This is a genomic window from Methylobacterium sp. A52T (assembly GCF_053346095.1).
In genome coordinates, this window is record NZ_JBKFBI010000018.1 from 13,530 (window position 1) to 36,727 (window position 23,198).

Genomic DNA, 23,198 nt, shown 5'->3' on the forward strand with positions numbered 1-23,198 from the left:
CGCGTGGACAGGTTCCGTCAAGCTTTCGCTCCGCAACCTCTTTTTTACTTTCGTCCAGGCGTCACCCGAATGCAGTGCGGCCGCGCACACCGGCCCGCGGTCAGACGAACTGGTTCAGCCCCGGGATCGAGCCGATGATCGGGCCCATCGCGTCCTCGCCGACCTTCTCGCGGCCGAAGGCGAACAGCTCCTGGCCGAGCGGCTGCATCTGACCCATCGGCACGCCGGCGGCCATCAGCTTCTGGCCGAGCGCCATGACGCCGCCGCCGCCCATCATGCCGCCGAGCATGCCCATCAGGCCGCCGCCGCCGCTCTCGCCGGCATTCGACTCGGCGATCAGCGCCTCGGAGCCCGGCAGGGCCGCCAGGAGCTGGCCGACCTCGGCCGCGGGCCCTTCCTTCTGCAGGAAGGCCAGGATGTGCCCGATGGCGGTCTGAGCGGTCGCGGCGTCGAGCCCGGTGCGGGTGGTGACGCGGGCGAGCAGTTCTTCCATGGTGATGATCTCTTCGGAACGCTTCCAGACGTCCTTCGACTCTGAGGCGTCGGAAATCAAGCGCGCGGCATCGCTTCCCAGGAAAACTCCCCGGTTACAGCGGGCACGGTGCCGCAGCGCGCGACCTCGCCAAGGGCCGCCCCTTCCGGTAGACCCTCGGTCAGTCTTGAACCGTTCCAGGCCGCCGGGCCGGGTGATCCAGGGAGTTGCCGGACCATGCGGGTCGGCCTGTTCGTGCCGTGCTACGTCGACGCCTTCGAGCCCGAGGTCGGGATCGCCACCCTCGAGCTCCTCGAGCGCCTGGGCTGCACGGTCGAGTACCCGTTCGACCAGACCTGCTGCGGCCAGCCGATGACCAACACCGGCTGCCACGCCGAGGCCGCCGCGACCGAGGCGCTGTTCGTCAAGAACTTCTCCGGCTTCGACTATATCGTCGCCCCGTCGGGCTCCTGCGTTCACCAAGTGCGGGAGCACCTGACGGCGATCCCGCAGACCGACGAGGTCCGCCACGTCCGCGCCAGCACCTACGAGCTCGTGGAGTTCCTGCACGATGTGCTGAAGGTCGAGGACCTGCCCTGGGCGAACTTCCCCCACAAGGTCGCCTATCACACCAACTGCAATGCCCTGCGCGGCATCCACCACGCGCGGCCGACCGAGCTGGTGAAGCCCTACTACTCGAAGCCCCTCGACCTGCTGCGCCTCGTGAAGGGGGTCGAGCTCGTCGACCTCGCCCGGCCGGACGAGTGCTGCGGCTTCGGCGGCACCTTCTCGGTGTTCGAGCCCGCCGTCTCGGCGAAGATGGGCTACGACAAGGTCGCCGATCAGAGCCGGGCCGGGGCCGCCTACGTCGTCTCGGCGGATTCCTCCTGCCTCATGCACCAGAAGGGCTGCGCCGAACGGCTCGGCTTGCCGCTCAAGTACATCCACATCGCGCAGGTGCTGAACGGAGCCGCCGCATGAGCGCCGAGGATCTCAACTCCCGCGAGCGCGAAGGCGTCATCCACCCCGAGGTGCGGGCCGGCCACGACGAGAGCGAGCGGGCGCCGGACGGCCGGCGTCTCCAGCACGCGGAAGCCGCCTCGAAGCCGATCCGCGCCCCGCAGACCCGGGAGCCGCAGCCGCGCGGCGCGAAGATCCGGGGCGACCGGCCGATCAACCAGTCGGAGGCCGCCGAGCGCTTCCTCGCGGCGCCGCTGCACCAGGCCGCCCACGACGAGCGCCTGTGGGACCTGCGCAAGAAGCGCGACGCCTCCGCGCACGGCATCCCCGAGTGGGAGGAGCTCCGCGAGCTTGCCTCGCAGATCAAGACCCACACGCTGAGCCACCTCGACCGGTACCTCGAGCAGTTCGAGGCGGCCGCGAAGGCCAACGGCGTCCACGTCCACTGGGCGAAGGACGGCGCCGATCACAACAGGATCGTGCTGGAGATCCTGCGGAGTCACGGCGCGAAGACGCTGGTGAAGTCGAAGTCGATGCTCACCGAGGAGTGCGGCTTCCGCCACCACATGGCGGCCAACGGCATCGAGGTCATCGAGACGGATCTCGGCGAGCGGATCCAGCAGCTCGACAACGAGGAGCCGAGCCACGTCGTGGCGCCGGCCGTCCACAAGACCCGGATGGACGTGGCCGAGGTCTTCGCCAAGACGCTCGGCACCGATCCGGACAACGACGACGCGCACTACCTCGCCGAGAGCCAGCGCGAGACCACCCGGCCCTACATCCTGAAGGCCGATGCCGGCATGACCGGATGCAACTTCGCGATCGCCGAGACCGGCACGGTCGTGACCTGCACCAACGAGGGCAACGCCGACCTGTCCGGCAACGTGCCGCCGCTGCAGATCCACTCCATCGGCATCGAGAAGATCATCCCGAAGGTCGAGCACCTCGGGGTGTTCATCCGCCTGCTGTCGCGCTCGGCGCTGGGCTCGCCGATCACCCAGTACACCTCGCATTTTCGCGGCCCCCGCGCGGGCACCGAGATGCACATGGTGCTGGTCGACAACGGCCGCTCCGAGCGCCTCGGCATGGAGGAGTTCTGGACCTCGCTGAAGTGCATCCGCTGCGGCGCCTGCATGAACACCTGCCCGGTCTACCGGCGCTCGGGCGGCCTCTCCTACGGCGCGACCTATTCGGGGCCGATCGGGCTGATCATCGATCCGACCTTCAACAAGCGGAAATACTCGACGCTGCCGTTCTCCTCGACGATGAACGGCTCGTGCACCAACGTCTGCCCGGTGAAGATCAACATCCACGAGCAGATCTTCGCGTGGCGGAAGGTGCTGGTCGAGGAGCACCAGATCCCGGCGCTCAAGCAGGGCATGATGAAGGCCGCGGGCGCCGTGCTCTCGCGCCCGGCCGCCTACCGGGCGGCGATCGGCGCGGCGGATTCCGCCCTGAAGGTCCTGCCGCGCTTCGCGGTCTACAACCCGCTCAACACCTGGGGGAAGAAGCGCGAGATGCCCGACGCGCCGCGCCAGACCTTCCACGCCTGGTACAAGCAGAACCGCATGAAGGACACGGGTCGATGAGCGCCCGCGACGCGATCCTCGACGGCATCCGCAGGAACCGGCCGGCCGGGGACTTCCCGCTGCCGGAGGTGCCGCTGTTCGCGCCGCTGGTCGGCGAGGACCTGGTCGCCGAGTTCGGTGAGCGGCTGAAGCGCATGGGCGGCCGCGTGGCCGAGCCCGGCGCCGGCGACGTGTTCGCCGGCGTGCGCGAGCGCCTCGACACCGCCAAGGTCGTCGCCTCCGCGGTCCCGGAGTTGACCGGCAACCGCGACCTGCGGGGCGTGCGCGCGCCCCATGAGGTCGAGGACGTGGACGTGGCGGTAGTCCGCGCGGTGTTCGGCATCGCCGAGACCGGCTCGGTGCTGTTCACGCAGGACCAGCTGATCGTCAACGCGGTCGCCTATCTCGCGCAGCACCTCGTCGTGCTGCTCGACCCGGCCGACATCGTGCCGAACGTGCAGGCGGCCTACCGCCGGCCGGAATTCGGCCGCTCGGCCTACGCGGTGCTGCATACCGGCCCGTCGGCCACCGCCGACATCGAGGGTGTCCTCATCCACGGCGCGCAGGGCGTGCGCTCGCTGACGGTGGTCCTGCTCCCGCGGGATGCCGCCGAGCGCGGCTGAGACCGGTTCCATCGCTCCAGCCGTCCTTGCGAGCGGAGCGAAGCAATCCAGGGACGCGCCGCCCTGGGTCGCTTCGCTCCGCTCGCGATGACGGTAGAGCGGTCCGCTCCGCGCGGCGCCCCTGTCTAGCCCGCGACTCCCCGATCGAGCCGGAACCGACGGTCGGGCGCGCCCCTTGCTTGGACGGCGGATGGGCCGTCATCCGGCAAGGAGATCCGATGCGCTACACCCTCGGTTGCAGCCTGTCCTACAACATCCTCTCGGACACCACCTTCATCTTCAATCTGGAGATGGCAAAGCTGAAGAGCGTCGAGATCCTGACCGAGAGCCTGGTCCTGACGCCGAACCTCAAGCGCGATCTCTACACGACCCCCGACCTCCAGAACCGCTATCTCGCGGTCAACGTCCCGACCGGTCAGTTCGCGCTGGAGTACAATGCCGAGGTCGACCTGACCGTGCACCGGGCCGACCCGGCGACCGTCAACGAGACGCCCATCGGGCAGCTGCCCCTCGACATCCTGCCGTTCCTGCTGCCGAGCCGGTTCGTCTCCTCGGACCGGCTGACGCCGTTCGCGCTGGCCGAGTTCGGGGCGCTCCCCAAGGGCCACGCCCGCGTCAACCAGATCTGCAACTGGATCCACGACCACATCGCCTACCAGCCCGGCTCCAGCGACGGAGAGACGACCGCCCACGAGTCGCTCCTGAAGCGCGCCGGCGTCTGCCGCGACTTCGCGCATATCGGCGCCGCCTTCTGCCGGGCGCTCGGGATCCCGGCCCGGTTCGTGAGCTGCTACGCCCACGGCCTCGTCCCGAGCGACTTCCACGCGGTGTTCGAGGCCTATCTCGACGGGCGCTGGTGGCTCTTCGACGCCACCCGGCAGGCCGACCTCGACGGGCTGGTGCGGATCGGCGTCGGGCGCGACGCCGCGGAGATCGCATTCTCGACGCCGTTCGGCAACATGCAGCCGGTCAATCAGCAGGTCCGGATCCAGCGCGCGGACGGGCAGGGCAGCCCGATGCCGCGCACGGTGGACGCCATCTCGACCGAGATCCCGGCGCCGCACGCCGGAGCGGCCTGAGCACGGATCCGGCCGGGATCACGTCGTCCTGTGATCCCGTGATCCCGGGCGCGCCGCGGCGAAGCGGGTGCCGGTGCAGGACGCCCGATTCCAGCCTCCGTCGGCGGAGAGCGGCGCGTCGGCCGCGAAGCGCGGCACGCGGGCTCCCTTCGATCAGGCCCGCGACGCCGCCACGGACGCGCGCCGGCACCGCCGTTCCGCGCGATTGAGGACCGCGCGGCATGAAAGCAGATTGGCGCGCCGGACCAGCCGCGGCGGCGGCGCGACATGTGTTCCGCACGTCGGTCCGCGTATTGCCGGCGCCGGTGCCGCGCAGGGACAGTGATACGGCGACTTTCCGGGTGCCGGATTGCCGCGTCCCGCCCGTATCGCGGCCGGGAAATCCTCGGCTTGCCCGAAGACAAGTTGCGTCGCGCAGGAGCGCCTCGGTAGCGCCGCGCCATTGTCCTTCATCTTGTCGTCGCCGCCGAAATCGCCGCAAGCGTGGCTGTGGCGGGGTCGCAACACCGTAAAACGATCCCCGCTCCGCCCCGAGACCTGCCCGTAAACGCCGCGATCCCGCCATAGTCCGGGCCCACCTCAACCTCCGCGGTAAACGGCAAATTCGACAACGGTTTACCGTTCGGAAACGAGGACTTCCCGAGCACGCGGACGGATCTCCCGGCGCCTCGCGAACGGCGACGCGCCGCGGTTCAACGCACCCTCGGGATCGGCTGCGAAGGCTTGGTCTGAAGTCATGGTGACGCGTTTGAACGACAAGTCGAAGCTGCCGAGTCGCCACGTCACGGAGGGGCCCGACCGCGCCCCGCACCGCTCCTATCTCTACGCCATGGGCCTGACCCGCGAGCAGATCCACCAGCCGCTGGTGGGTGTCGCCTCCTGCTGGAACGAGGCCGCGCCCTGCAACATCTCGCTGATGCGCCAGGCGCAGGCGGTGAAGAAGGGCGTCGCCGCCGCCAACGGGACGCCGCGCGAGTTCTGCACGATCACCGTCACCGACGGCATCGCCATGGGTCATGGCGGCATGCGGGCGTCGCTGCCGTCGCGCGAGGTCATCGCCGACTCGGTCGAGCTGACCATGCGCGGCCACGCCTACGACGCCCTCGTCGGCCTCGCGGGCTGCGACAAGTCGCTGCCCGGCATGATGATGGCGATGGTCCGGCTGAACGTGCCCTCGATCTTCATCTACGGCGGATCGATCCTGCCCGGCTCGTTCCGCGGCAAGCCCGTGACCGTCCAGGACCTGTTCGAGGCGGTCGGCAAGGTCGCCGTCGGCGACATGAGCCTCGAGGACCTCGACGAGCTGGAGCAGGTCGCCTGCCCGTCGGCCGGCGCCTGCGGCGCGCAGTTCACCGCCAACACCATGGCGACCGTCTCCGAGGCGATCGGCCTGGCGCTGCCGTACTCGGCCGGCGCCCCGGCTCCCTACGAGATCCGCGACAAGTTCTGCGCCACCGCCGGCGAGAAGGTGATGGAGCTCCTGGAGAAGCGCATCCGCCCGCGCGACATTGTCACCCGCAAGGCGCTGGAGAACGCCGCCACGGTGGTGGCGGCCTCGGGCGGCTCGACCAACGCGGCGCTGCACCTGCCGGCGATCGCCCATGAGTGCGGCATCGAGTTCACGCTGTTCGACGTGGCCGAGATCTTCCGGCGCACGCCCTACATCGCCGACCTGAAGCCCGGCGGGCGCTACGTCGCCAAGGACATGTTCGAGGTCGGCGGCATCCCGCTGCTGATGAAGACGCTCCTCGACCACGGCTTCATGCACGGCGACTGCCTGACGGTTACCGGCCGCACCATCGCGGAGAACATGGACCGGGTGACCTGGAACCCGGACCAGGACGTGGTCTACCCGGCCAACCGCCCGATCACCCCGACCGGCGGCGTCGTCGGCCTCAAGGGCAACCTCGCCCCCGAGGGCGCGATCGTGAAGGTCGCCGGCATCCCGGCCGAGAAGCAGGTCTTCACCGGCCCGGCCCGCGTGTTCGACGGTGAGGAGGCCTGCTTCGCGGCCGTCCAGGCCCGCAGCTACCAGGAAGGCGACGTCCTCGTGATCCGCTACGAGGGTCCGCGGGGCGGCCCCGGCATGCGCGAGATGCTGTCGACCACGGCGGCCCTCTACGGCCAGGGCATGGGCGACAAGGTCGCGCTGATCACCGACGGGCGCTTCTCGGGCGCGACCCGAGGCTTCTGCGTCGGCCATGTCGGACCCGAGGCCGCCGTGGGCGGCCCGATCGGGCTGCTGCGCGACGGCGACGTGATCACCCTCGACGCGATCCAGGGCACGCTCAGCGTCGCCCTGTCGGACGCGGAGCTGGCCGAGCGGCGCAAGGCCTGGACCGCGCGGCCCAACACCGCGACCTCCGGCTACCTCTGGAAATACGCGCAGGGCGTCGGCCCGGCCCTGTACGGCGCCGTCACCCATCCGGGAGGTGCCAAGGAGACGCAGAGCTATGCGGACGTCTAGGACTGACCTCAGCCGGCGCAGGGCGCCGGCCGGGGCCGATCCCGGTCGGTTCCGGTCCGTCGGCGGCCTCGCGGTCGCGGCCTGGGCGCTCGCCCTGGTCGCGCTGCCGGTCGCGCCGTCGCGCGCCCTCGACGCCAATGTCCGCACGCCCGTGCAGGTCCCGGTCGCCGACAAGAGCTACCGCTCGGCCAAGGACGCGCTGCGCGCCGGCATGCGCGAGTACAATGCCGGCGACAAGCAGGGCGCCGCCCGCGCCCTGGAATACGCGGCCGGCCAGGGCCACGCCCTGGCGCTGTGGAAGCTCGGCCGGATGTACGCCGACGGCGACGGCGTCCCGCACGACGACCTGAAGGCGTTCGAGTTCTTCTCGCGGATCGCCGATGCCAGCACCGATGACGGGCCCGATCCGCAGAACTCGGCGGTCCTGGGCAGCGCCTTCACGGCTCTGGGCACCTACTTCCTGGAGGGGATCAAGGGCACCTACGTGCGCCCGAACCCCGAGCGCGCCTACGACATGTTCAACTACGCGGCGTCCTACTACGGGGACCCCAACGCGCAGTACAATCTCGCCCGGCTCTACCTCGACGGCACCGGCGTCGAGGCCGACCCGCGACAGGCCGCGCGCTGGTTCAACCTCGCTGCCGAGAAGGGCCACCACCCGGCGCAGGCGCTGCTCGGCGACATGCTGGTCAACGGCCTGGGCGGCATCCCGATCCAGCGGGTGCGGGGCCTGATGTGGCTCTCCCTCGCGCGGGAGGGCGCCGAGAGCCGCAAGGACGACTGGATCGTCGCGCTCTACGAGAAGAACTGGGCGGCCGCCAGCGAGGACGACCGCGCCGAGGCGCAGACGCAGCTGCAGACCGTGGGCTCGATCCGCAAGCGGCGCTGAGCGGCCTTCAGCTCTTCGCCGCGGCGATCGCCGCGGTGAAGGACGGCCGCTCCAGCGTCGCCGCCACCCAGTCGGCGAGCTTCGGCCAGCGGGCGCCGTCGACCGCGACCTTGGCCAGCCGCAGGTTGTGGAACGGTGCCGCCACGGCGATGTCGGCGATGCCGAACCGGCCGCCGACGAGGTAGGGCCCGTCGATCTGCGATTCGAGGTAGTCGAACAGCGGCGGCAGCGCCGTGTCGACGGTCCGCTGCGCCAGGGCCTCGTCACCCTCGACCTTGAACAGGCGGGGCTTGAGGAAGCGCTCGACGAACGGCACCAGCACCTGCCGGGTCAGCTCGCACTCGCCGAACTTGTCGAACCAGCGGGCCCGGGCGGCGTCCCGCGCGTCCTCGGGGATCAGCGCGGGCGCCGGATGCAGCCGCTCGAGGTAGTCCACGATGGCGCTCGAATCGGCGAGGCGATACCCGGCATCCTCCATCGCGGGGATCTTCCCCATCGGGCTCGCGGCCCGGAAACCGGGATCCGCCGCGTGGAAGCCGACCGGGCGGTGCTCGAAGGCGACGCCCTTCTCGTAGAGCGCCGCGAGCACCTTGCGCACGTAGGGCGACACGCTGCTGCCGTAGATGATCATCGTCGTTCCCCCCGATCGCGGCTCTAACCGGCCGCCAGCTCCGCCGTGACCGGCACGTGGTCCGACGGCTTGTCGAGCCCGCGCATGTGCTTCTGGACCGAGGCCGAGACCAGGCGGTCGCCGGCCTGGGGCGAGAGCAGCAGGTGGTCGATGCGGATGCCCGCATTCCGCTGCCAGCACCCGGCCTGATAGTCCCAGAAGGTGTAGAGCCCGTCGCGCGGGTCGCAGGCGCGCAGGGCGTCGGTGTAGCCCTCGGCGAGGATCGCCCGGAACGCCGCCCGGGTCGTCCCGAGGAACAGGGCGTCCGAGCGCCACGCCTCCGGATCGGCCGCGTCGGCCGCCTCCGGGATCACGTTGTAGTCGCCCGCCAGAACCACCGCGATCTCGTCCTCCAGCAGCGCCCGGGCGTGGAGCCGCAGCCGCTCCATGAACGCGAGCTTGTACGGGTATTTCGGGCTGTCCACCGGGTTGCCGTTGGGCAGATAGATCGACGCGACGCGCACCGGGCGGGTGTCCGCGCCCGAGATCAGCGCCTCGATGTAGCGAGCCTGCTCGTCGGCGGCATCGCCCGGCAGCCCGCGCCGGATCTCCGACATGGCCAGCGGCGCCCGGACCAGCAGCGCCACGCCGTTATAGGCCTTCTGGCCCAGCGTCTCGACCGCGTAGCCCGCCGCCTCGATGTCGGCGCGCGGGAAGACCTCGTCCTGGCACTTGAGTTCCTGCAGGCAGACCACGTCGGGCCGCGCCTCCTCCAGGAAGCCGAGGAGGTGCGGCAGCCGCTGCTTGATCGAGTTGACGTTCCAGGTGGTGATCCGCATCGCCTCGCTTCCGGTCGCCGCCCGGCCGTCATCCGCGCTTCGCGTCGCGCTGACAAGGCCATCCCGGCGCAAGGACGGGGAAGTAGGGTCGGCGGATGAACTGGTTCGAGCCGGTGTCGGCTTACTGCGAGCGCCGCGGTCCGGACTTCTGGGCCGAGCCCGCGAACGCGCTGTCGAACGCGGCCTTCCTGCTGGCCGCCGCCGCCGCGGCGCGGCGCGCCGCCGCGGCCGATCCGCCGGACCGGATCTGCCTCAGGCTGGCGGCCCTGATCGCCGTGGTGGGCGTCGGCTCGTTCCTGTTCCACACCCTGGCGGTCTACTGGGCGATGCTCGCGGACGGCGTCCCGATCGCGCTGTTCATCTACGCCTACCTCGCGCTGGCCCTCTCGCGGTTCCTGCGCTTGGCGCCAGTCCGGGTCGCGGCGGCGACGGGCGGCTTCGCGCTCCTCGGATTCGCGCTCACGCCGCTGCTCGACGGCCTCACCGGCCTCGATGTCGCGCGGCTCACCAACGGCTCGGTCGACTACCTGCCCGCCCTGCTGGCGCTGTTCGGCGTCGCCTGGGCGGCCGCGCGGCGGCCCGAGGAGCGCTTCGTCGGGACGGGGCGGCGGCTCGCCGGCATCGGCCTGCTCTTCCTGATCTCGCTCGCGGCGCGGACCGCGGACCGGGCGGCCTGCGCGCTGCTGCCGACCGGCACGCACCCGCTCTGGCACGTGCTGAACGCCGTCGTCCTGTACGCCCTCGTGGCGACGGCGATCCGACACCGGGAGACGGCCGGGTGACACGCCCCGCGGTCCCGGGCCAATTCCTTGCGGGCGGGGCGGATTTCTTGCAGAAGTGCGCCGCATCGGGCGCCCGGCCCATCGCGGTCGCCCGGGCACGGAAGGGGTCATGACAGTGAGCTTTCGCCTCGGGATCGCCGGACTCGGGACCGTCGGTGCGTCCGTGGTCCGGATGGTCGAGCGCCGCAGCGCCGCCTTCGCTGCGGCGGGCCTCGACATCCGCGTCACCGCGGTCTCCTCGCGCGACCGCGGCCGGGACCGCGGCCTCGACCTGTCCGACATCGCGTGGTTCGACGATCCGGTGGCGCTAGCCCGGTCGAAATCCGTGGACTGCGTGGTCGAGCTGATCGGCGGCGCCGAGGGACCGGCCAAGGCCGTGGTCGAGGCGGCGCTCGCGGCGGGCAAGCCGGTGGTGACCGCCAACAAGGCGCTCCTCGCCCGCCACGGCGCCGCCCTGGCCGCGCAGGCCGAGGCGAAGGGCGTGGCCCTCGCCTTCGAGGCGGCGGTGGCCGGCGGCATCCCGGTGATCAAGACCCTGCGCGAGGGCCTGCCGGGCAACGCGGTCTCCCGCGTCTACGGGATCCTCAACGGCACCTGCAACTACATCCTCAGCCGCATGGAGCGCGAGGGGCTGACCTTCGAGGCCTGCCTGAAGGACGCGCAGGCCCTGGGCTACGCCGAGGCGGACCCGACCTTCGACGTCGAGGGGTTCGACACCGCGCACAAGCTCGCGATCCTGACGAGCCTCGCCTTCGGGACCGCCGTCGACGCCGACGGCGTGTCGGTCGAGGGCATCTCCCGGGTGCAGCCCCTCGATCTGCGCATGGCGGACGAGCTCGGCTACCGGATCAAGCTCCTCGGCGTCGCGCAGGCGACCGAGGCCGGCATCGAGCAGCGGGTCCACCCGACCATGGTGCCGAAATCCTCGGCGATCGCGCAAGTCATGGGCGTCACGAACGCCGTGACGATCGACGCGGACGCGGTGGGCGAGCTCACGCTCATCGGTCCCGGCGCCGGCGGCGAGGCCACGGCCTCCGCGGTGGTGGCCGACATCGCCGACGTGGCGCGCGGCGTGATCCGCCCGACCTTCGGCGTTCCGGCCGCGGCGATGCGCGCCAGCGAGCGCGTGGAGATGCAGCGTCACGAGGGCGGCTACTACATCCGCCTCACCGTCCACGACCGCCCGGGCGTCGCGGCCGGCGTCGCGCAGCGGATGGCCGAGCGATCCATCTCCCTGGAGAGCATCCTGCAGCGCCGCGTCGAGGGGCCGGAGGCCGATCCGCGCGGCCGCTCCGGCCGGCCCGTGCCGCTGGTGCTGATCACCTACGCGGCGACCGAGGGCAACATCCGCGACGCGCTCGACGCCATCGGCGCCGACGGGCTGCTGGCGGAGCCGCCGCAGCTGATCCGGATCGAGCGTGAATAACAGTGCATACGGTAGCGTGACCCGCCACCGCTTGATGCAGGATAGTGGGCATTAGCGAACCGGCGTATACGCTGCGCGGCCGTCATCCGACGGTATCCATCCGGGATCCGACCCCAAGATCGGACCCGGCCAGAGGCAGGAAACCATGGAAGAGGCCCCCAAGCCGGCATCGCGCGGCGTCCCGCGCACGCTCGCCCTCGAACTGGCCCGCGTGACGGAGCGTGCCGCCATCGCCGCCGCCCGATTGCGCGGCCAGGGCGACGAGAAGGCGGCCGACCAGGCGGCGGTCGACGCGATGCGCGACGAACTCAACGGCCTGCCGATCCGCGGCACCGTGGTGATCGGGGAGGGGGAGCGCGATCAGGCGCCGATGCTGTTCATCGGCGAGCAGCTCGGTCTCGGGGAAGGGCCCGAGGTCGACATCGCGGTCGATCCGCTGGAGGGCACGACCCTCTGTGCCAAGGACATGCCCGGCGCCATCGCCGTCATGGCGATGGCCGAGCGCGGCTCGCTCCTCGCCGCGCCCGACGTCTACATGCAGAAGATCGCCATCGGGCCCGGCTACCCGCCCGACCTCGTCGATCTCGACGCCAGCCCGACCGACAACATCGTGGCGCTGGCCCGGGCCAAGGGCGTCGACCCGAAGCAGATCACCGCGCTGATCCTCGACCGGCCGCGCCACGCGGCGCTCGTGGCCGAGGTGCGGGCGGCCGGCGCGGCGGTGCGCCTGATCTCGGACGGCGACATCGCCGGGATCATCTTCACGGCGAGCCCCGAGGAGACGGGCATCGACCTCTATCTCGGCACCGGCGCGGCGCCCGAGGGCGTACTGGCGGCCGCCGCGATGCGCTGCATCGGCGGCCAGATGCAGGGACGCCTGATCCTCGACACCCCGGACCGGCGGCGCCGGGCCGCCGAGATGGGCATCGCGAATCTGGACCGGAAATACGACCTGACCGATCTCGCGAGCGGCGACGTCATCGTGGCCGCCACGGGCATCACCGACGGCGCCCTCCTGCGCGGCGTGCGCTTCCGGCCGGACAAGATCCAGACCGAGACTCTGGTCTACCGGTCCGAGGCCGGCACGGTGCGCCGGATCCTCGGCGAGCACCGGCGCGGGCTGACCTGAACCGGTTGGCCGCCGGTCCCGGACCGGCGGCGCACGGGCGGGGGGCTTAGCCCGGCCTCAGTTCAGCACCACCACCTTGCTGCCGACGCCGACCCGGCTGAACAGGTCGATCGCGTCCTGATTGATCATCCGGATGCAGCCCGACGACACGCTCTTGCCGATGGAGAAGGGCTCGAGGGTTCCGTGGATGCGGAACAGCGTGTCCTTGTTGCCCTGCCAGAGGTACATGGCGCGGGCGCCGAGCGGATTGCGCAGACCGCCGGCGACGCCGAGGCCGCTCTGCAGCTTGTCGACCTCGCTGGCGAGCTTCGGGCTGCGGGCGATCATCTCCTTCGGCGGGTACCAGTCCGGCCACGCCTGCTTGGAATTCACCGTCGCGGTGCCCGACCACGAGAAGCCCTGCTTGCCGACGCCGACGCCGTAGCGGCGGGCCCGGCCGTTCGCCTCGACCAGGGTGAGTTGGTGGGCCCGCGGGTCGACGATGATCGTCCCCGGCTCGTAGGGACCGTGATAGGCGATCTCCTGACGGAGGAACGCGGGGTTCATCTTCTTGTAATTGAACGCCTGGACCGGGAACACGTCGTCCGTGATCGGGCCGTAGATCTTGGCGTAGTCGATCGGCTCGTTGTCGGGCGCGCGGAGCACGGCCTTGGCCTTGGCGGCCTCCAGCGGCGAGAGCCCCTCGGCCGGAGGCGCGCTGCCCGGGCGCGCCGGGACCGTCGGGTCCGTGTCCAGGTTGGCGGCCGGCGGCGGCGCGACCGGGGCCTGCGCGGCGGGCGGCGGGGGTGCCGGGCGCACGAAGTCGGTGCGGCCGGTATAGGGCAGGTAGCGGCCGCCGCGACGCACGTAGAGCGCGCCGTTCTGATCCTGGTAGAGCTGATTGTCGTCGCCGAACCCGTCGATCCCGGCATCGCCTACGGGGCCGCGGCCCTGGGCGTGCGCGGCGGAGGCGAGGGCGAGGACCGTGAAGCCGGCCAGGAGAAGGCGACGGATCGGGGCGGACATGGTTCGAATTCCTCGGGAGGCGTCGCCGGGGCTTGCCGCGACGCGCAGGCGAGCGGGCCGGCACGAAGTCGCGGCACAGCTCATCCCGGGGCTTAGCAAAGGTCGCGCTTTACCGCCAAGTTGCCGACGGTCATCAAAGGCAACTTACAGGGTCTTCCGGATCGTTTCTCGCCGCGTGTGTTGCCCTCGTGCAGCAACGATTTCGGCTGCGCCGCTCACCGATCCGTGAGGGCGCCGGGCGAGCGCCCGTTTACTCGGCACGCCTGCCTCGCCGAGCGGCAGCGACTCGGCGGTAGCGACTTGCGGAACGCGGTTCGGCGGCGGCGCCGCGACGGCCGAGCGATCCGATCGGCGGGATTCTGCCCGGGGTGGCACGCTTGCTGCATTGCCCGGTGAGCCGCGCCTGCTGCGGCGGCGGAGCAACGACGCTCCAAACAGCGGACGGTGTGAGTCCGGATCCCCGGCATGAGCGACCGCACGGCGGTTCGCCCACTTTCGACGAGCACCAGCTATGGCCAGCTTCAAAACGGTGATGAAGTCGGGTCACCCCCCGACGCTGTTCGCGGCATTTCTCTACTTCGATTTCTGCTTCGCCATCTGGGTCCTGAACGGCGCCATGGGTCCGTTCATCACCGAGACCTACAAGCTGACGCCGGCCCAGACCGGCTTCATGATCTCGCTGCCGATCCTCGCCGGTGCGCTGATGCGTTTCCCGCTCGGCGTCCTGGCCCAGTATATCGGCCGCAAGAACGCCGCGATCACCGAGATGGTCGTGATCATGCTGGCGATGGCCTACGGCTATCTGTTCGTCTCCTCCTACAACGACGTGCTCGCTATGGGCGTGCTGCTCGGCATCGCCGGCGCGTCCTTCGGCGTCGCGCTCTCCCTCGGCTCCGGCTGGTTCCCGCCGGAACACAAGGGGCTGGCGATGGGCATCGCGGGCGCCGGCAATTCCGGCACCGTGCTGGCCGTGCTGTTCGCCCCGCCGCTGGCCCAGGCCTACGGCTGGCAGACCACCTACGCCTTCGCGGGCCTCGTCATGCTGCTGCCGCTGGCGGTCATGATCGTGCTCGCCAAGGAGCCGCCGGATTGCGAGCACCAGTCCTTCAAGGAGCACGTCTCCTGCCTGTTCACGAAGGACGGCTGGGCGTTCTCGCTGATCTACGTGATCACCTTCGGCGGCTTCATCGGCCTGTCGAACTTCCTGCCGACCTTCTTCTACGAGCAGTTCGCGGTGACGAAGGTCGAGGCCGGGCGGCTGACGATGCTGGCGGCCTTCATGGGGTCCGGCATCCGGATCGTCGGCGGCTACTTCGCCGACCGGATGGGCGGCATCGCGGTGCTGTCGGTGGTGCTGCTGGCGGCGATCGCGACCCTGCTCTCGCTGACCGCGACCCCGTCGCTGGCGCTCACGACGCTCCTGTTCATGCTGTGCTTCGCCGCGCTCGGCGCCGGCAACGGCGCGCTGTTCCAGCTCGTCCCGCTGCGCTGGCCCACCAACACGGCGGTGGCCGGCTCGATGATCGGCGAGATCGGCGCGCTCGGCGGAGCGATCCTGCCGAACGTCATGGGCCTGTCGAAGCAGTATACCGGCTCGTTCTCGCTGGGCTTCGTCGGCTACGCCGTCTTCACCGCGATCGTGCTCGGCTGCCTCGCCCTCTGGCAGCGCAAGTGGGTCGGGAGCTGGGTCGGGCCGCGCGGCAAGGCGATCGGCACGCCGGCCGAGGCCGAGCAGGGTCAGCTCCGGCCCGCGACGGCCTGACCGGCGCCGCGGCGCCTCTCAACGACCGACACGAGACGGGGGCCCGGGCGGCCCCCGTTTTCAGTTGCACCCCGTGGAATGAATTCACGTGCCGGATGCACGTCGGCGGTTGCCTTCCGCCGCGCGACGCGTTTGAATAATGCATAACGAAAGAGCGCCCGGACCGAGAGCCGAGGCGCCCGGCGACCGCGCGAGGCGGCGCCCTCACGGGAGGAACGGTCGATGTCGAAGCGCTTCAGCGCCACGAACGGCGTGCTCGGCCTGCTCTGTCTGATGTACTTCATCACGTACCTGGACCGGGTGAACATCGCCACGGCCGGTGCGGAGATCATGCGCGATTTCGGCATGTCGAAGACCGATTTCGGTCTGATCCTGTCGGCGTTCGCGTACCCCTACGCGATCTTCCAGGTGATCGGCGGCTCGGTCGGCGACAAGTTCGGCGCCCGGCGCACGCTGCTCGCCTGCGGGGTGATCTGGGCCTCGGCGACCATCCTGACCGGCATGGTCGGCGGCCTCGTCAGCCTCTTCCTGGCGCGCGTCCTGCTCGGCTTCGGCGAGGGCGCGACCTTCCCGACCGCCACCCGCGCCATGCAGAACTGGACGGCGCCCGGCCGGCGCGGCTTCGCGCAGGGCATCACCCACGCCTTCGCGCGGCTCGGCAACGCGGTGGCGCCGCCGATCGTGGCGTTCCTGATCTACCATTTCGGCTGGCGGACCAGCTTCGTCATTCTCGGCGCCGTGAGCTTCGTCTGGGTCGCGATCTGGTGGCTGTACTTCCGCGACGACCCGTCCGAGCATCCGGCGATCACCGAGGCCGAGCTGGCGACGCTGCCGCCGCCCCGCCAGGTCGGCGCGAAGCAGAGCGTGCCGTGGGGCGCCCTGACGCGCCGGATGCTGCCGGTCACCGTCACGTATTTCTGCTACGGCTGGACCCTGTGGCTGTTCCTCGGCTGGCTGCCGAGCTTCTTCAAGGAGAACTACAGCCTCGACCTGAAGAACTCGGCCCTGTTCGCCTCGGGCGTGTTCTTCGCCGGCGTCGTCGGCGACACGGTCGGCGGCATGCTCAGCGACTCGATCCTGCACCGCACCGGCAAGGTGAAGCTCGCGCGCCTGTCGGTGATCGTCATCGGTTTCCTCGGGGCGGCCGCGAGCCTCGCGGGCGTGTTCATGACCCGGGACCTGACCCTCGTGGCGCTGCTCCTGTCCTCGGGCTTCTTCTTCGCCGAACTGGTGATCGGCCCGATCTGGTCCGTGCCGATGGACATCGCGCCGAAATACGCCGGCACCGCCAGCGGGCTGATGAACACCGGCTCGGCGGTGGCGGCGATCGTCTCGCCGATCGTCTTCGGCGTCATCGTCGACCTGACCGGGAGCTGGACGCTGCCCTTCGTCGGCTCGATCGGCCTGTGCCTGCTCGGCGCCGCGCTGGCCTTCACCATGCACCCCGAGCGGGAGTTCGTGGATCCCGTCACGCCGTCGGTCGGCCCCGCGGCCACCGTCCCGGCCGGGGAGTAGCGCGCGATGGCGGAGACGATGAAGCGGTCGGGTCCCCTCGCCGGGATGCGGGTGATCGAGCTCGCCCACATCATGGCCGGGCCGGTCTGCGGGCTGATGCTCGCCGACATGGGCGCGGAGGTGATCAAGGTCGAGAAGATGGAGGGCGACGACACCCGTCGCACCGTCCCGCCCGCCCTCGAGGGCGAGAGCGCCGCCTACATGATGATGAACCGCGGCAAGCGCGGCATCAGCCTCGACCTGAAGGATCCGGACGGCGTCGCGGTCCTGCGCCGCCTGCTCGAGGGCGCGGACGCCCTGATCGAGAACTACCGCGGCGGCACGATGGAGCGCCTCGGGATCGGGTACGACACCCTCAAGGTCGAGTTCCCGGAGCTGGTCTACTGCTCGCTCTCCGGCTTCGGCCGCACCGGTCCCTACGCCGACCGGGCCGGGTTCGACCTCGTGGCGCAGGGCATGAGCGGCCTCATGTCGGTGACCGGGGAGGGGCCGGGGCGGCCGCCGATGAAGTGCGGGCCGCCGGTCACCGACATCACCGCCGGCATCCTGGCCGCCATGGGCATCCTCGCCGCCTACGCGAACCGGCTCCGGACGGGCCGGGGCCAGGCGGTCGATACGTCGCTGTTCGAGGCCGGCATCACCCACACCTACTGGCAGTCGGCCATCGCCATGGCGACCGGGATCGCGCCCGGCCCGATGGGCTCGGCCCATCCGCTGAACGCGCCCTACGAGGCCTTCGAGACTGCCGACGGCTGGATCACGATCGGCGCGGCCAACCAGACCAATTGGCTGCGCCTGCTCAAGGCCATCGGCGCCGACGACCTCGCCGAGGATCCGCGCTTCGCGCTCAACCGCGACCGGATGGCCAACCGGCACGCGCTCGCCGCGACCCTCGCGCCGGTCTTCCGGGCCCACAGCTCGGCCGAGTGGCTCGCGCGGCTCGAGGCCGGCGGCGTCCCGGCCGGGCCGGTCCTCGACGTGAACGCGATGCACCGGGACCCGCAGACCCTCGCCCGCGAGATGGTGGTCGAGGTCGATCACCCGCGGGTCGGCCGCATGAAGACGCTCGGCCTACCGGTGAAGTTCTCCGAGACGCCGGGGCGCGTGCACGGGCCGGCCCCGTTGCTCGGCGAGCATTCCCGCGCGATCCTGGCGGAGGCCGGCTACGCGCCGGCCGAGATCGACGCGCTGATCGCGCGGGGCGTGGTCCGCGAGACCGCGGCCTGACGCCGCCACCCGGAGACGCCGCGCATGACTGCCAAGCCCGCGACCGACGAGCTGCTGTTCACCATCGACGAGGCCGGCATCGCCCGCATCGTCCTGAACCGTCCGCAGGCCCGCAACGCGATGACCTTCGCGATGTACCAGGGCCTGATCACCTGCTGCGAGGCGATCGCCGCGAACCCGGCCGTCAAGGCGCTGATCATCACCGGCGCGGGCGACAAGGCCTTCGCGGCCGGGACCGACATCGCCCAGTTCCGCGACTTCAACACTGCCGAGGACGCGCTGGGCTACGAGCGGTTCATGGACAAGGTGCTGGGCTCCCTGGAGCGGCTGCGGGTGCCGACCATCGCGGCGATCGCCGGGGCCTGCACCGGCGGCGGCGCGGCCATCGCGGCGGCCTGCGACCTGCGCATCGCCACGCGCGACGCGCGCTTCGGCTTCCCGATCGCCCGCACCCTCGGCAATTGCCTGAGCCAGGGCAACCTCAAGCGGCTCTCCGGCCTGATCGGCCCGGCGCGGGTCAAGGACATCATCTTCACCGCCCGCCTCGTCGGCGCCGAGGAGGCGCTCGCCATCGGCCTCGTGGGCGAGGTGGTCGACGATCGGATCGCGCTCACGGAGCGGGTCGACACGCTGGCGCAGCTCCTCGCCAACCACGCGCCGCTGACCATGCAGGCGACCAAGGAGGGGCTGCGGCGGCTCGCCGAGGAGGAGGCCGGCGCCGAGGGAGCGCCGCATCCCGGCGATGACCTGATCCTCATGTGCTACATGAGCCAGGATTTCCGCGAGGGCATGGAGGCCTTCCTCGGCAAGCGCCCGCCCAACTGGACCGGGCGCTAGAGCCGCACCGGAGGGTGCTGCGACGGTCCGGAGGGAAGGCGTCTTCGGTGTCGAGACAGCGGCGCCATGCCCCCTCTCCCGTGCGGGAGAGGGTCGGGGTGCGGGACGAGACCGTTCAGGATCAAGCGCGCGATCCTGCGTCGACGGCGCGCGCCTCGTCCGGACAGACCTGATCCCTCACCCTGTCCCTTTCCCGCACGGGAGAGGGGACCCGCGCCGCGTGCGGAGCGGGAACGGCGCTGACCGCGCCGCTCAGCCCGGCAGCGCGCAGACATCGACCCAGGCGGCGCCGGTCAGCTCGGCCATCCGCGCCGGCGCGATCCGCACCGAGCTGTGGGTGCTGCCGGCGGCCGGCACCACCTCGTCGAACGCCCGTAGGGAGACGTCGCAGTAGGCCGGCAGCGGCGTCAGCAGGCCGAAGGGGCAGACGCCGCCCACCGGATGGCCGGTGAGCGCCTCGACCTCGCCGAGGTCGAGCATCCGCACCTTGCCGCCGAAGGCGGCCTTGGCCTTCCGGTTGTCGAGCCGCGCGTCGCCGCGCGTCACCACCAGGGCGACCTGATCGCCGACCCGGATCGAGAGCGTCTTGGCGATCTGGGCCGGGGCGACGCCGTGGCCCTCCGCCGCCTCGGCAACGGTCGCGGTGCTGGTCTCCAGCACGATGACCGCGATGTCGGGCGCCTTCTCGGCGAAGAAGGCGCGCACGGAGGCGAGGCTCATGGTTCGGTCCGAAGCTCGGGATCGGGGCGGGGCGGCGCGCGCGCTGCCATAGGCGGCTCCGGTCGCGCCGGCCAGCGCGCCGACGCGGGCCGCCGCCGCGCGGGACGCGGCGCTCGCGCGACCGCCTCCCCACGCGCGACAGGCCCCTCTCCGGGCGGAGAGGGGCCTGCCTCGCACGGGCCGGGTGGATCGAGCTACCGCGTCGTCGTGAGCAGCAGGTCCGGCAACCACATCGCGATGCCCGGCACGAGGCACAGGATCAGGATCGCCACCGCCATCAGGATCACGAAAGGCAGGGTGCCCCAGATGATGTCCGAGAGCGGGATGTCCGGGGCGATGTTCTTGATGACGAAGATGTTGAGGCCCACCGGCGGGTGGATCAGGCCCATCTCCATGGTGATGGTCATCACCACGCCGAACCAGACGAGGTCGAACCCGGCGGCCTTGAGCGGCGGCAGGATGATCGGCGCCGTCATCAGGATGATCGAGACCGGCGGCAAGAAGAAGCCGAGCGCGATCACCAGCGCCAGGATGGTCACCAGCAGCACCCAGGGCGATAGCTGCATCGCGACGATCGCGGCGGCGGCGGACTGCGAGATGTGCAGGTAGCTCATCACGTAGGCGTAGAGCAGCGACATGCCGATGATGAGCATCAGCATGGTCGATTCCCGCAGCGTCGCCGTCAGGATCGGCGTGACGTCGCGGAACCGCCAGACGCCGTAGATCGCGGCGATCAGCGCCAGGGCCATCAGCCCGCCGAGGCCCGCGGTCTCGGACGGCGTGGCGTAGCCGCCGTAGAGCGCCACCATCACGCCGGTGAGCAGGACCACGAAGGGCAGGACCCGCGGCAGCGTCGAGAAGCGCTGCGCCATGCTGTACTGCTCGTCCGCCAGGATCGGCGAGGCCGGCCCGCCGCGCTCCAGGGCCACCTTCGCGGCGGCGTATTCCGAGCGGAAGCGCACCATCGACCACGCGGCGAACAGGCCCACGAGCAGGAGTCCCGGCCCGATGCCCGCGAGGAACAGCCGCCCGAGCGACTGCTCGGCCGCCACAGCGTACAGGATCATGGTGATCGAGGGCGGCAGCAGGATGCCGAGCGTGCCGCCCGCTGCGATGATCCCGGCCGCGAAGCCCGGCGAGTAGCCGCGCTTGCGCATCTCCGGGATGCCGGCGGAGCCGATCGCCGAGCAGGTGGCCGGGCTGGAGCCCGCCATGGCGGCGAACAGCGCGCAGGCGAAGACGTTGGCGATGCCCAGGCCGCCCGGGATGCGGTGCATCCAGGCGTGCATGGCCGTGTAGAGATCCTGGCCGGCCTTGGACCGCCCGATGGCCGCGCCCTTCAGGATGAAGAGCGGGATCGACAGCAGCGTGATGGAGGCCATCTCCTCGTAGACGTTCTGCGCCACCGTATCGAGGGAGGCGCCGGGCATGAACGCCACCATGAAGGCGAGCGCCACGAAGCCCAGCGCGAAGGCGATGGGGATGCCCGAGAGCATCGCCCCGAGGGTCGCGCCCGCGTACAGGAAGCCGATCGCGGCCGTGCTCATCGTTCAACCTTCGCGGAAACGGTCTGACCCATCGGGTCCGGTCCCCGGGGCGCGACCTCGGCCGCCCCGTGCATGTCGCGATTGACGTCGGCCCCGAGCCCGATCTTGGGCTGCGCCCAGCCGGCGGCCCGGGGCCCGTAGGCGAGGGCCTCGGCGATCTGGAGGACGAACTGGACGCACAGCAGGCTCATGCCGACCGACATCAGGGTGTAGGGGATCCAGAGGGGCGGCCCCCAGGTCGATTGCGAGACCTGCCCGTCGACCCACGCCTCGTGATCGAGGGACCAGCTCTTCCAGGCGAAGAACAGGCAGAAGGCGAGGCTGACGACGTCGGCCAGCAGGAGCCGGACCCGGTTGGCGGCGGGCGGGAGGAGGCCGGTCAGGGCCTCGATCGCGACGTGCCCGCGCTTGGCCTGCACGCCGGCCGCCGACAGGAAGGTGGCCCCGATGATGAGGAACACCGCCATCTCGTCCTGCCACTCCGTCGGCTCCTTCAGGAGGTAGCGGACGACGACGCTGTGGGTCAGGACGAGGCAGGCGGCCACGAGGCAGAGGCCGCCGATAGCGAGGATCAGCGAGTTCAGGAGGCGCATGCCCCGGTCGAAGGCGCCGAGGAGGCCTGGCACGCGGGGCTCGTCGGCCCCGCGCGCCTCCGGGGCGGCCGTGGCCGCGTCGAAGCCGTGGCTCACGCGACCTGCTCCGCGAGCTTCAGCAGTTCCGCGCAGTTCGCGTTCTTGGCGGCGTAATCCTTCCAGGCCGTGCTGCGGGCGAGATCACGCCACTGGCCGAGGGACTTCTCGTCGACCTGGACGACCTTGGCGCCAGCCTTCGCGAAGATCTCCTCGACGCGGGTGTCGTCCTCCTTCGCGCCGGCCTGGCCGAAGGCCTCGAGCTCCGTCCCGACCGCCATGATCAGGTCCTGCTGCTCCTTCGGCAGGCCCGAGAACACGATCTTGGACATCATGATCGGCTCGAGCATGAACCAGTAGGAGCGCTCGCGCCCCGAGGTCAGCGCCTTGGACAGCTCCTCCAGGCGGAAGGAGATCAGGCTGGTGGAGGAGGTGATCACCGCGTCGCAGGCGCCGGTCTGCATCGCCGCGTAGGATTCGTTCGACGGGATCGAGAGGGTGGCCGCGCCGGCCTCCTTCATCATCATGTCCATCTCGCGCGAGCCGCCGCGCACCTTCATCCCCTTGGCGTCGGCCGGCGCCACGAGGGCACGCTCCCGGCTCGCGACGCCGCCGGCCTGCCAGACCCAGGAGACCAGGATGATCCCCTTCGCGTCCAGGATCTCGGTGAGCTTGCGGCCGACCGGGGCCGCCTTCCACGCCACGGCCTGCGCGTAGGACGTCACCAGGGCGGGCATCAGGCCGATATTGAGTTCCGGAATCTCGCCGCCCGCGTAGGGGCTCGGGTAGAGCGACATGTCGAGCGCGCCCTTGCGCATGGCGCCGAACTGGGCGTTCGTCTTCATCAGCGAGGAGCCCGGGTAGACCTGGACGTCCAGGGCGCCCTTCGAGCGCTCGCCGACCATCTTGGCGAACTTCCGGCACATGCGGTCGCGGAAATCGCCCTCGTCGATCGTGCCGCCAGGGAACTGGTGGGACAGCTTCAGCGTCGTGGCCGCCTGCGCGCTGTTCAGGCCGAACCGCAGGATGGCCGGTGCCGCGAGCGTGGCCGCGATCAGCGATCGACGAGTTGGCGTCATGGAGCTCTCCCGCACCGCAAACAACGCGGCTTT

Annotated in this window: 21 protein-coding genes; 13 read left to right on the top strand and 8 right to left on the bottom strand. The window is 70.8% G+C overall.

Going from position 1 to position 23,198, the window contains the following annotated elements; genetic code table 11:
• Positions 1-100: 100 nt before the first annotated feature.
• Positions 101-493 (bottom strand): DUF2267 domain-containing protein, encoded by a 393-nt coding sequence (locus ACLBYE_RS06885; RefSeq protein ID WP_012319882.1) that lies wholly within the window; start codon positions 491-493, stop codon positions 101-103.
• A gap of 216 nt (positions 494-709) precedes the next feature.
• Between ACLBYE_RS06885 and ACLBYE_RS06890 the strand changes: the two genes are divergently transcribed.
• The 6 genes from ACLBYE_RS06890 to ACLBYE_RS06915 all read left to right on the top strand — a co-directional run bounded on the left by ACLBYE_RS06890 (position 710) and on the right by ACLBYE_RS06915 (position 8,058).
• Positions 710-1,453 (top strand): (Fe-S)-binding protein, encoded by a 744-nt coding sequence (locus ACLBYE_RS06890; RefSeq protein ID WP_447693581.1) that lies wholly within the window; start codon positions 710-712, stop codon positions 1,451-1,453.
• Positions 1,450-3,021, top strand: a complete 1,572-nt coding sequence (locus tag ACLBYE_RS06895; protein ID WP_447693582.1) for a lactate utilization protein B — start codon at positions 1,450-1,452, stop codon at positions 3,019-3,021. Before ACLBYE_RS06890 ends, ACLBYE_RS06895 begins: the two co-directional genes overlap by 4 nt.
• Positions 3,018-3,623, top strand: a complete 606-nt coding sequence (locus tag ACLBYE_RS06900; protein WP_447693583.1) for a LutC/YkgG family protein — start codon at positions 3,018-3,020, stop codon at positions 3,621-3,623. The genes ACLBYE_RS06895 and ACLBYE_RS06900 overlap by 4 nt, the downstream gene beginning before the upstream one ends.
• A gap of 218 nt (positions 3,624-3,841) precedes the next feature.
• Positions 3,842-4,702 carry a transglutaminase-like domain-containing protein gene (locus ACLBYE_RS06905; RefSeq protein WP_447693584.1) on the top strand — a complete coding sequence of 287 codons (861 nt, stop codon included), beginning with the start codon at positions 3,842-3,844 and terminating at the stop codon, positions 4,700-4,702.
• A 736-nt stretch (positions 4,703-5,438) separates the two neighbouring features.
• Complete coding sequence (gene ilvD / locus ACLBYE_RS06910) at positions 5,439-7,169, top strand: dihydroxy-acid dehydratase (protein ID WP_091677132.1); 1,731 nt, start codon at positions 5,439-5,441, stop codon at positions 7,167-7,169.
• A complete protein-coding gene (locus ACLBYE_RS06915) occupies positions 7,156-8,058 on the top strand; it encodes a tetratricopeptide repeat protein (RefSeq protein ID WP_447693585.1) in 903 nt (300 codons plus the stop codon). The genes ilvD and ACLBYE_RS06915 overlap by 14 nt, the downstream gene beginning before the upstream one ends.
• Positions 8,059-8,065: 7 nt before the next feature.
• Here the strand turns inward: ACLBYE_RS06915 and ACLBYE_RS06920 are convergent, their stop codons facing one another.
• Positions 8,066-8,689 (bottom strand): glutathione S-transferase family protein, encoded by a 624-nt coding sequence (locus ACLBYE_RS06920; RefSeq protein WP_447693586.1) that lies wholly within the window; start codon positions 8,687-8,689, stop codon positions 8,066-8,068.
• 23 nt (positions 8,690-8,712) lie between these two features.
• A complete protein-coding gene (xth, locus tag ACLBYE_RS06925; RefSeq protein WP_447693587.1) occupies positions 8,713-9,507 on the bottom strand; it encodes an exodeoxyribonuclease III in 795 nt (264 codons plus the stop codon).
• A gap of 95 nt (positions 9,508-9,602) precedes the next feature.
• On the opposite strand from xth, the gene ACLBYE_RS06930 reads away from it, so the two are divergent.
• The 3 genes from ACLBYE_RS06930 (at position 9,603) to glpX (ending at position 12,844) form a co-directional block, all read left to right on the top strand.
• Complete coding sequence (locus ACLBYE_RS06930) at positions 9,603-10,289, top strand: ceramidase domain-containing protein (protein WP_447693588.1); 687 nt, start codon at positions 9,603-9,605, stop codon at positions 10,287-10,289.
• Positions 10,290-10,398: 109 nt separating this feature from the next.
• Positions 10,399-11,715, top strand: a complete 1,317-nt coding sequence (locus ACLBYE_RS06935) for a homoserine dehydrogenase (protein ID WP_447693589.1) — start codon at positions 10,399-10,401, stop codon at positions 11,713-11,715.
• 145 nt (positions 11,716-11,860) lie between these two features.
• Positions 11,861-12,844, top strand: a complete 984-nt coding sequence (glpX, locus tag ACLBYE_RS06940) for a class II fructose-bisphosphatase (RefSeq protein ID WP_447693590.1) — start codon at positions 11,861-11,863, stop codon at positions 12,842-12,844.
• A gap of 57 nt (positions 12,845-12,901) precedes the next feature.
• Here glpX and ACLBYE_RS06945 read toward each other — a convergent pair whose 3' ends face one another.
• The gene (locus ACLBYE_RS06945; RefSeq protein ID WP_447693591.1) at positions 12,902-13,849 is read right to left on the bottom strand and encodes a L,D-transpeptidase; all 948 of its coding nucleotides are present in this window, start codon (positions 13,847-13,849) and stop codon (positions 12,902-12,904) included.
• Positions 13,850-14,360: 511 nt separating this feature from the next.
• Between ACLBYE_RS06945 and ACLBYE_RS06950 the strand changes: the two genes are divergently transcribed.
• The 4 genes from ACLBYE_RS06950 to ACLBYE_RS06965 all read left to right on the top strand — a co-directional run bounded on the left by ACLBYE_RS06950 (position 14,361) and on the right by ACLBYE_RS06965 (position 19,190).
• Entirely contained in the window at positions 14,361-15,611 is a 1,251-nt protein-coding gene (locus ACLBYE_RS06950) for an MFS transporter (RefSeq protein WP_447693592.1), read from the top strand.
• 222 nt (positions 15,612-15,833) lie between these two features.
• Entirely contained in the window at positions 15,834-17,126 is a 1,293-nt protein-coding gene (locus ACLBYE_RS06955; protein ID WP_447693593.1) for an MFS transporter, read from the top strand.
• 6 nt (positions 17,127-17,132) lie between these two features.
• Positions 17,133-18,353 carry a CaiB/BaiF CoA transferase family protein gene (locus ACLBYE_RS06960; RefSeq protein WP_447693594.1) on the top strand — a complete coding sequence of 407 codons (1,221 nt, stop codon included), beginning with the start codon at positions 17,133-17,135 and terminating at the stop codon, positions 18,351-18,353.
• 24 nt (positions 18,354-18,377) lie between these two features.
• Positions 18,378-19,190: an enoyl-CoA hydratase/isomerase family protein gene (locus ACLBYE_RS06965; protein ID WP_447693595.1), complete on the top strand. Its 813-nt coding sequence runs from the start codon at positions 18,378-18,380 to the stop codon at positions 19,188-19,190.
• Positions 19,191-19,442: 252 nt separating this feature from the next.
• On the opposite strand, the gene ACLBYE_RS06970 is transcribed toward ACLBYE_RS06965, so the two are convergent.
• From ACLBYE_RS06970 to dctP, 4 genes are all read right to left on the bottom strand, one after another.
• Positions 19,443-19,910 (bottom strand): YbaK/EbsC family protein, encoded by a 468-nt coding sequence (locus ACLBYE_RS06970; RefSeq protein WP_447693596.1) that lies wholly within the window; start codon positions 19,908-19,910, stop codon positions 19,443-19,445.
• 194 nt (positions 19,911-20,104) lie between these two features.
• On the bottom strand, positions 20,105-21,457 hold the full coding sequence (locus ACLBYE_RS06975) for a TRAP transporter large permease (RefSeq protein WP_020091896.1): 1,353 nt from the start codon (positions 21,455-21,457) through the stop codon (positions 20,105-20,107).
• Positions 21,454-22,146: a TRAP transporter small permease gene (locus ACLBYE_RS06980; RefSeq protein ID WP_447693597.1), complete on the bottom strand. Its 693-nt coding sequence runs from the start codon at positions 22,144-22,146 to the stop codon at positions 21,454-21,456. Before ACLBYE_RS06980 ends, ACLBYE_RS06975 begins: the two co-directional genes overlap by 4 nt.
• The gene (gene dctP / locus ACLBYE_RS06985; RefSeq protein WP_020091898.1) at positions 22,143-23,165 is read right to left on the bottom strand and encodes a TRAP transporter substrate-binding protein DctP; all 1,023 of its coding nucleotides are present in this window, start codon (positions 23,163-23,165) and stop codon (positions 22,143-22,145) included. Before dctP ends, ACLBYE_RS06980 begins: the two co-directional genes overlap by 4 nt.
• Between the last annotated feature and the right edge of the window lie 33 nt (positions 23,166-23,198).

Bases quoted from the DNA above. Each gene is read 5' to 3' on its own strand.
- ACLBYE_RS06885 (WP_012319882.1), bottom strand. From the start codon at position 493: ATGGAAGAACTGCTCGCCCGCGTCACCACCCGCACCGGGCTCGACGCC.
- ACLBYE_RS06890 (WP_447693581.1), top strand. From the start codon at position 710: ATGCGGGTCGGCCTGTTCGTGCCGTGCTACGTCGACGCCTTCGAGCCC.
- ACLBYE_RS06895 (WP_447693582.1), top strand. From the start codon at position 1,450: ATGAGCGCCGAGGATCTCAACTCCCGCGAGCGCGAAGGCGTCATCCAC.
- ACLBYE_RS06900 (WP_447693583.1), top strand. From the start codon at position 3,018: ATGAGCGCCCGCGACGCGATCCTCGACGGCATCCGCAGGAACCGGCCG.
- ACLBYE_RS06905 (WP_447693584.1), top strand. From the start codon at position 3,842: ATGCGCTACACCCTCGGTTGCAGCCTGTCCTACAACATCCTCTCGGAC.
- ilvD (WP_091677132.1), top strand. From the start codon at position 5,439: ATGGTGACGCGTTTGAACGACAAGTCGAAGCTGCCGAGTCGCCACGTC.
- ACLBYE_RS06915 (WP_447693585.1), top strand. From the start codon at position 7,156: ATGCGGACGTCTAGGACTGACCTCAGCCGGCGCAGGGCGCCGGCCGGG.
- ACLBYE_RS06920 (WP_447693586.1), bottom strand. From the start codon at position 8,689: ATGATCATCTACGGCAGCAGCGTGTCGCCCTACGTGCGCAAGGTGCTC.
- xth (WP_447693587.1), bottom strand. From the start codon at position 9,507: ATGCGGATCACCACCTGGAACGTCAACTCGATCAAGCAGCGGCTGCCG.
- ACLBYE_RS06930 (WP_447693588.1), top strand. From the start codon at position 9,603: ATGAACTGGTTCGAGCCGGTGTCGGCTTACTGCGAGCGCCGCGGTCCG.
- ACLBYE_RS06935 (WP_447693589.1), top strand. From the start codon at position 10,399: ATGACAGTGAGCTTTCGCCTCGGGATCGCCGGACTCGGGACCGTCGGT.
- glpX (WP_447693590.1), top strand. From the start codon at position 11,861: ATGGAAGAGGCCCCCAAGCCGGCATCGCGCGGCGTCCCGCGCACGCTC.
- ACLBYE_RS06945 (WP_447693591.1), bottom strand. From the start codon at position 13,849: ATGTCCGCCCCGATCCGTCGCCTTCTCCTGGCCGGCTTCACGGTCCTC.
- ACLBYE_RS06950 (WP_447693592.1), top strand. From the start codon at position 14,361: ATGGCCAGCTTCAAAACGGTGATGAAGTCGGGTCACCCCCCGACGCTG.
- ACLBYE_RS06955 (WP_447693593.1), top strand. From the start codon at position 15,834: ATGTCGAAGCGCTTCAGCGCCACGAACGGCGTGCTCGGCCTGCTCTGT.
- ACLBYE_RS06960 (WP_447693594.1), top strand. From the start codon at position 17,133: ATGGCGGAGACGATGAAGCGGTCGGGTCCCCTCGCCGGGATGCGGGTG.
- ACLBYE_RS06965 (WP_447693595.1), top strand. From the start codon at position 18,378: ATGACTGCCAAGCCCGCGACCGACGAGCTGCTGTTCACCATCGACGAG.
- ACLBYE_RS06970 (WP_447693596.1), bottom strand. From the start codon at position 19,910: ATGAGCCTCGCCTCCGTGCGCGCCTTCTTCGCCGAGAAGGCGCCCGAC.
- ACLBYE_RS06975 (WP_020091896.1), bottom strand. From the start codon at position 21,457: ATGAGCACGGCCGCGATCGGCTTCCTGTACGCGGGCGCGACCCTCGGG.
- dctP (WP_020091898.1), bottom strand. From the start codon at position 23,165: ATGACGCCAACTCGTCGATCGCTGATCGCGGCCACGCTCGCGGCACCG.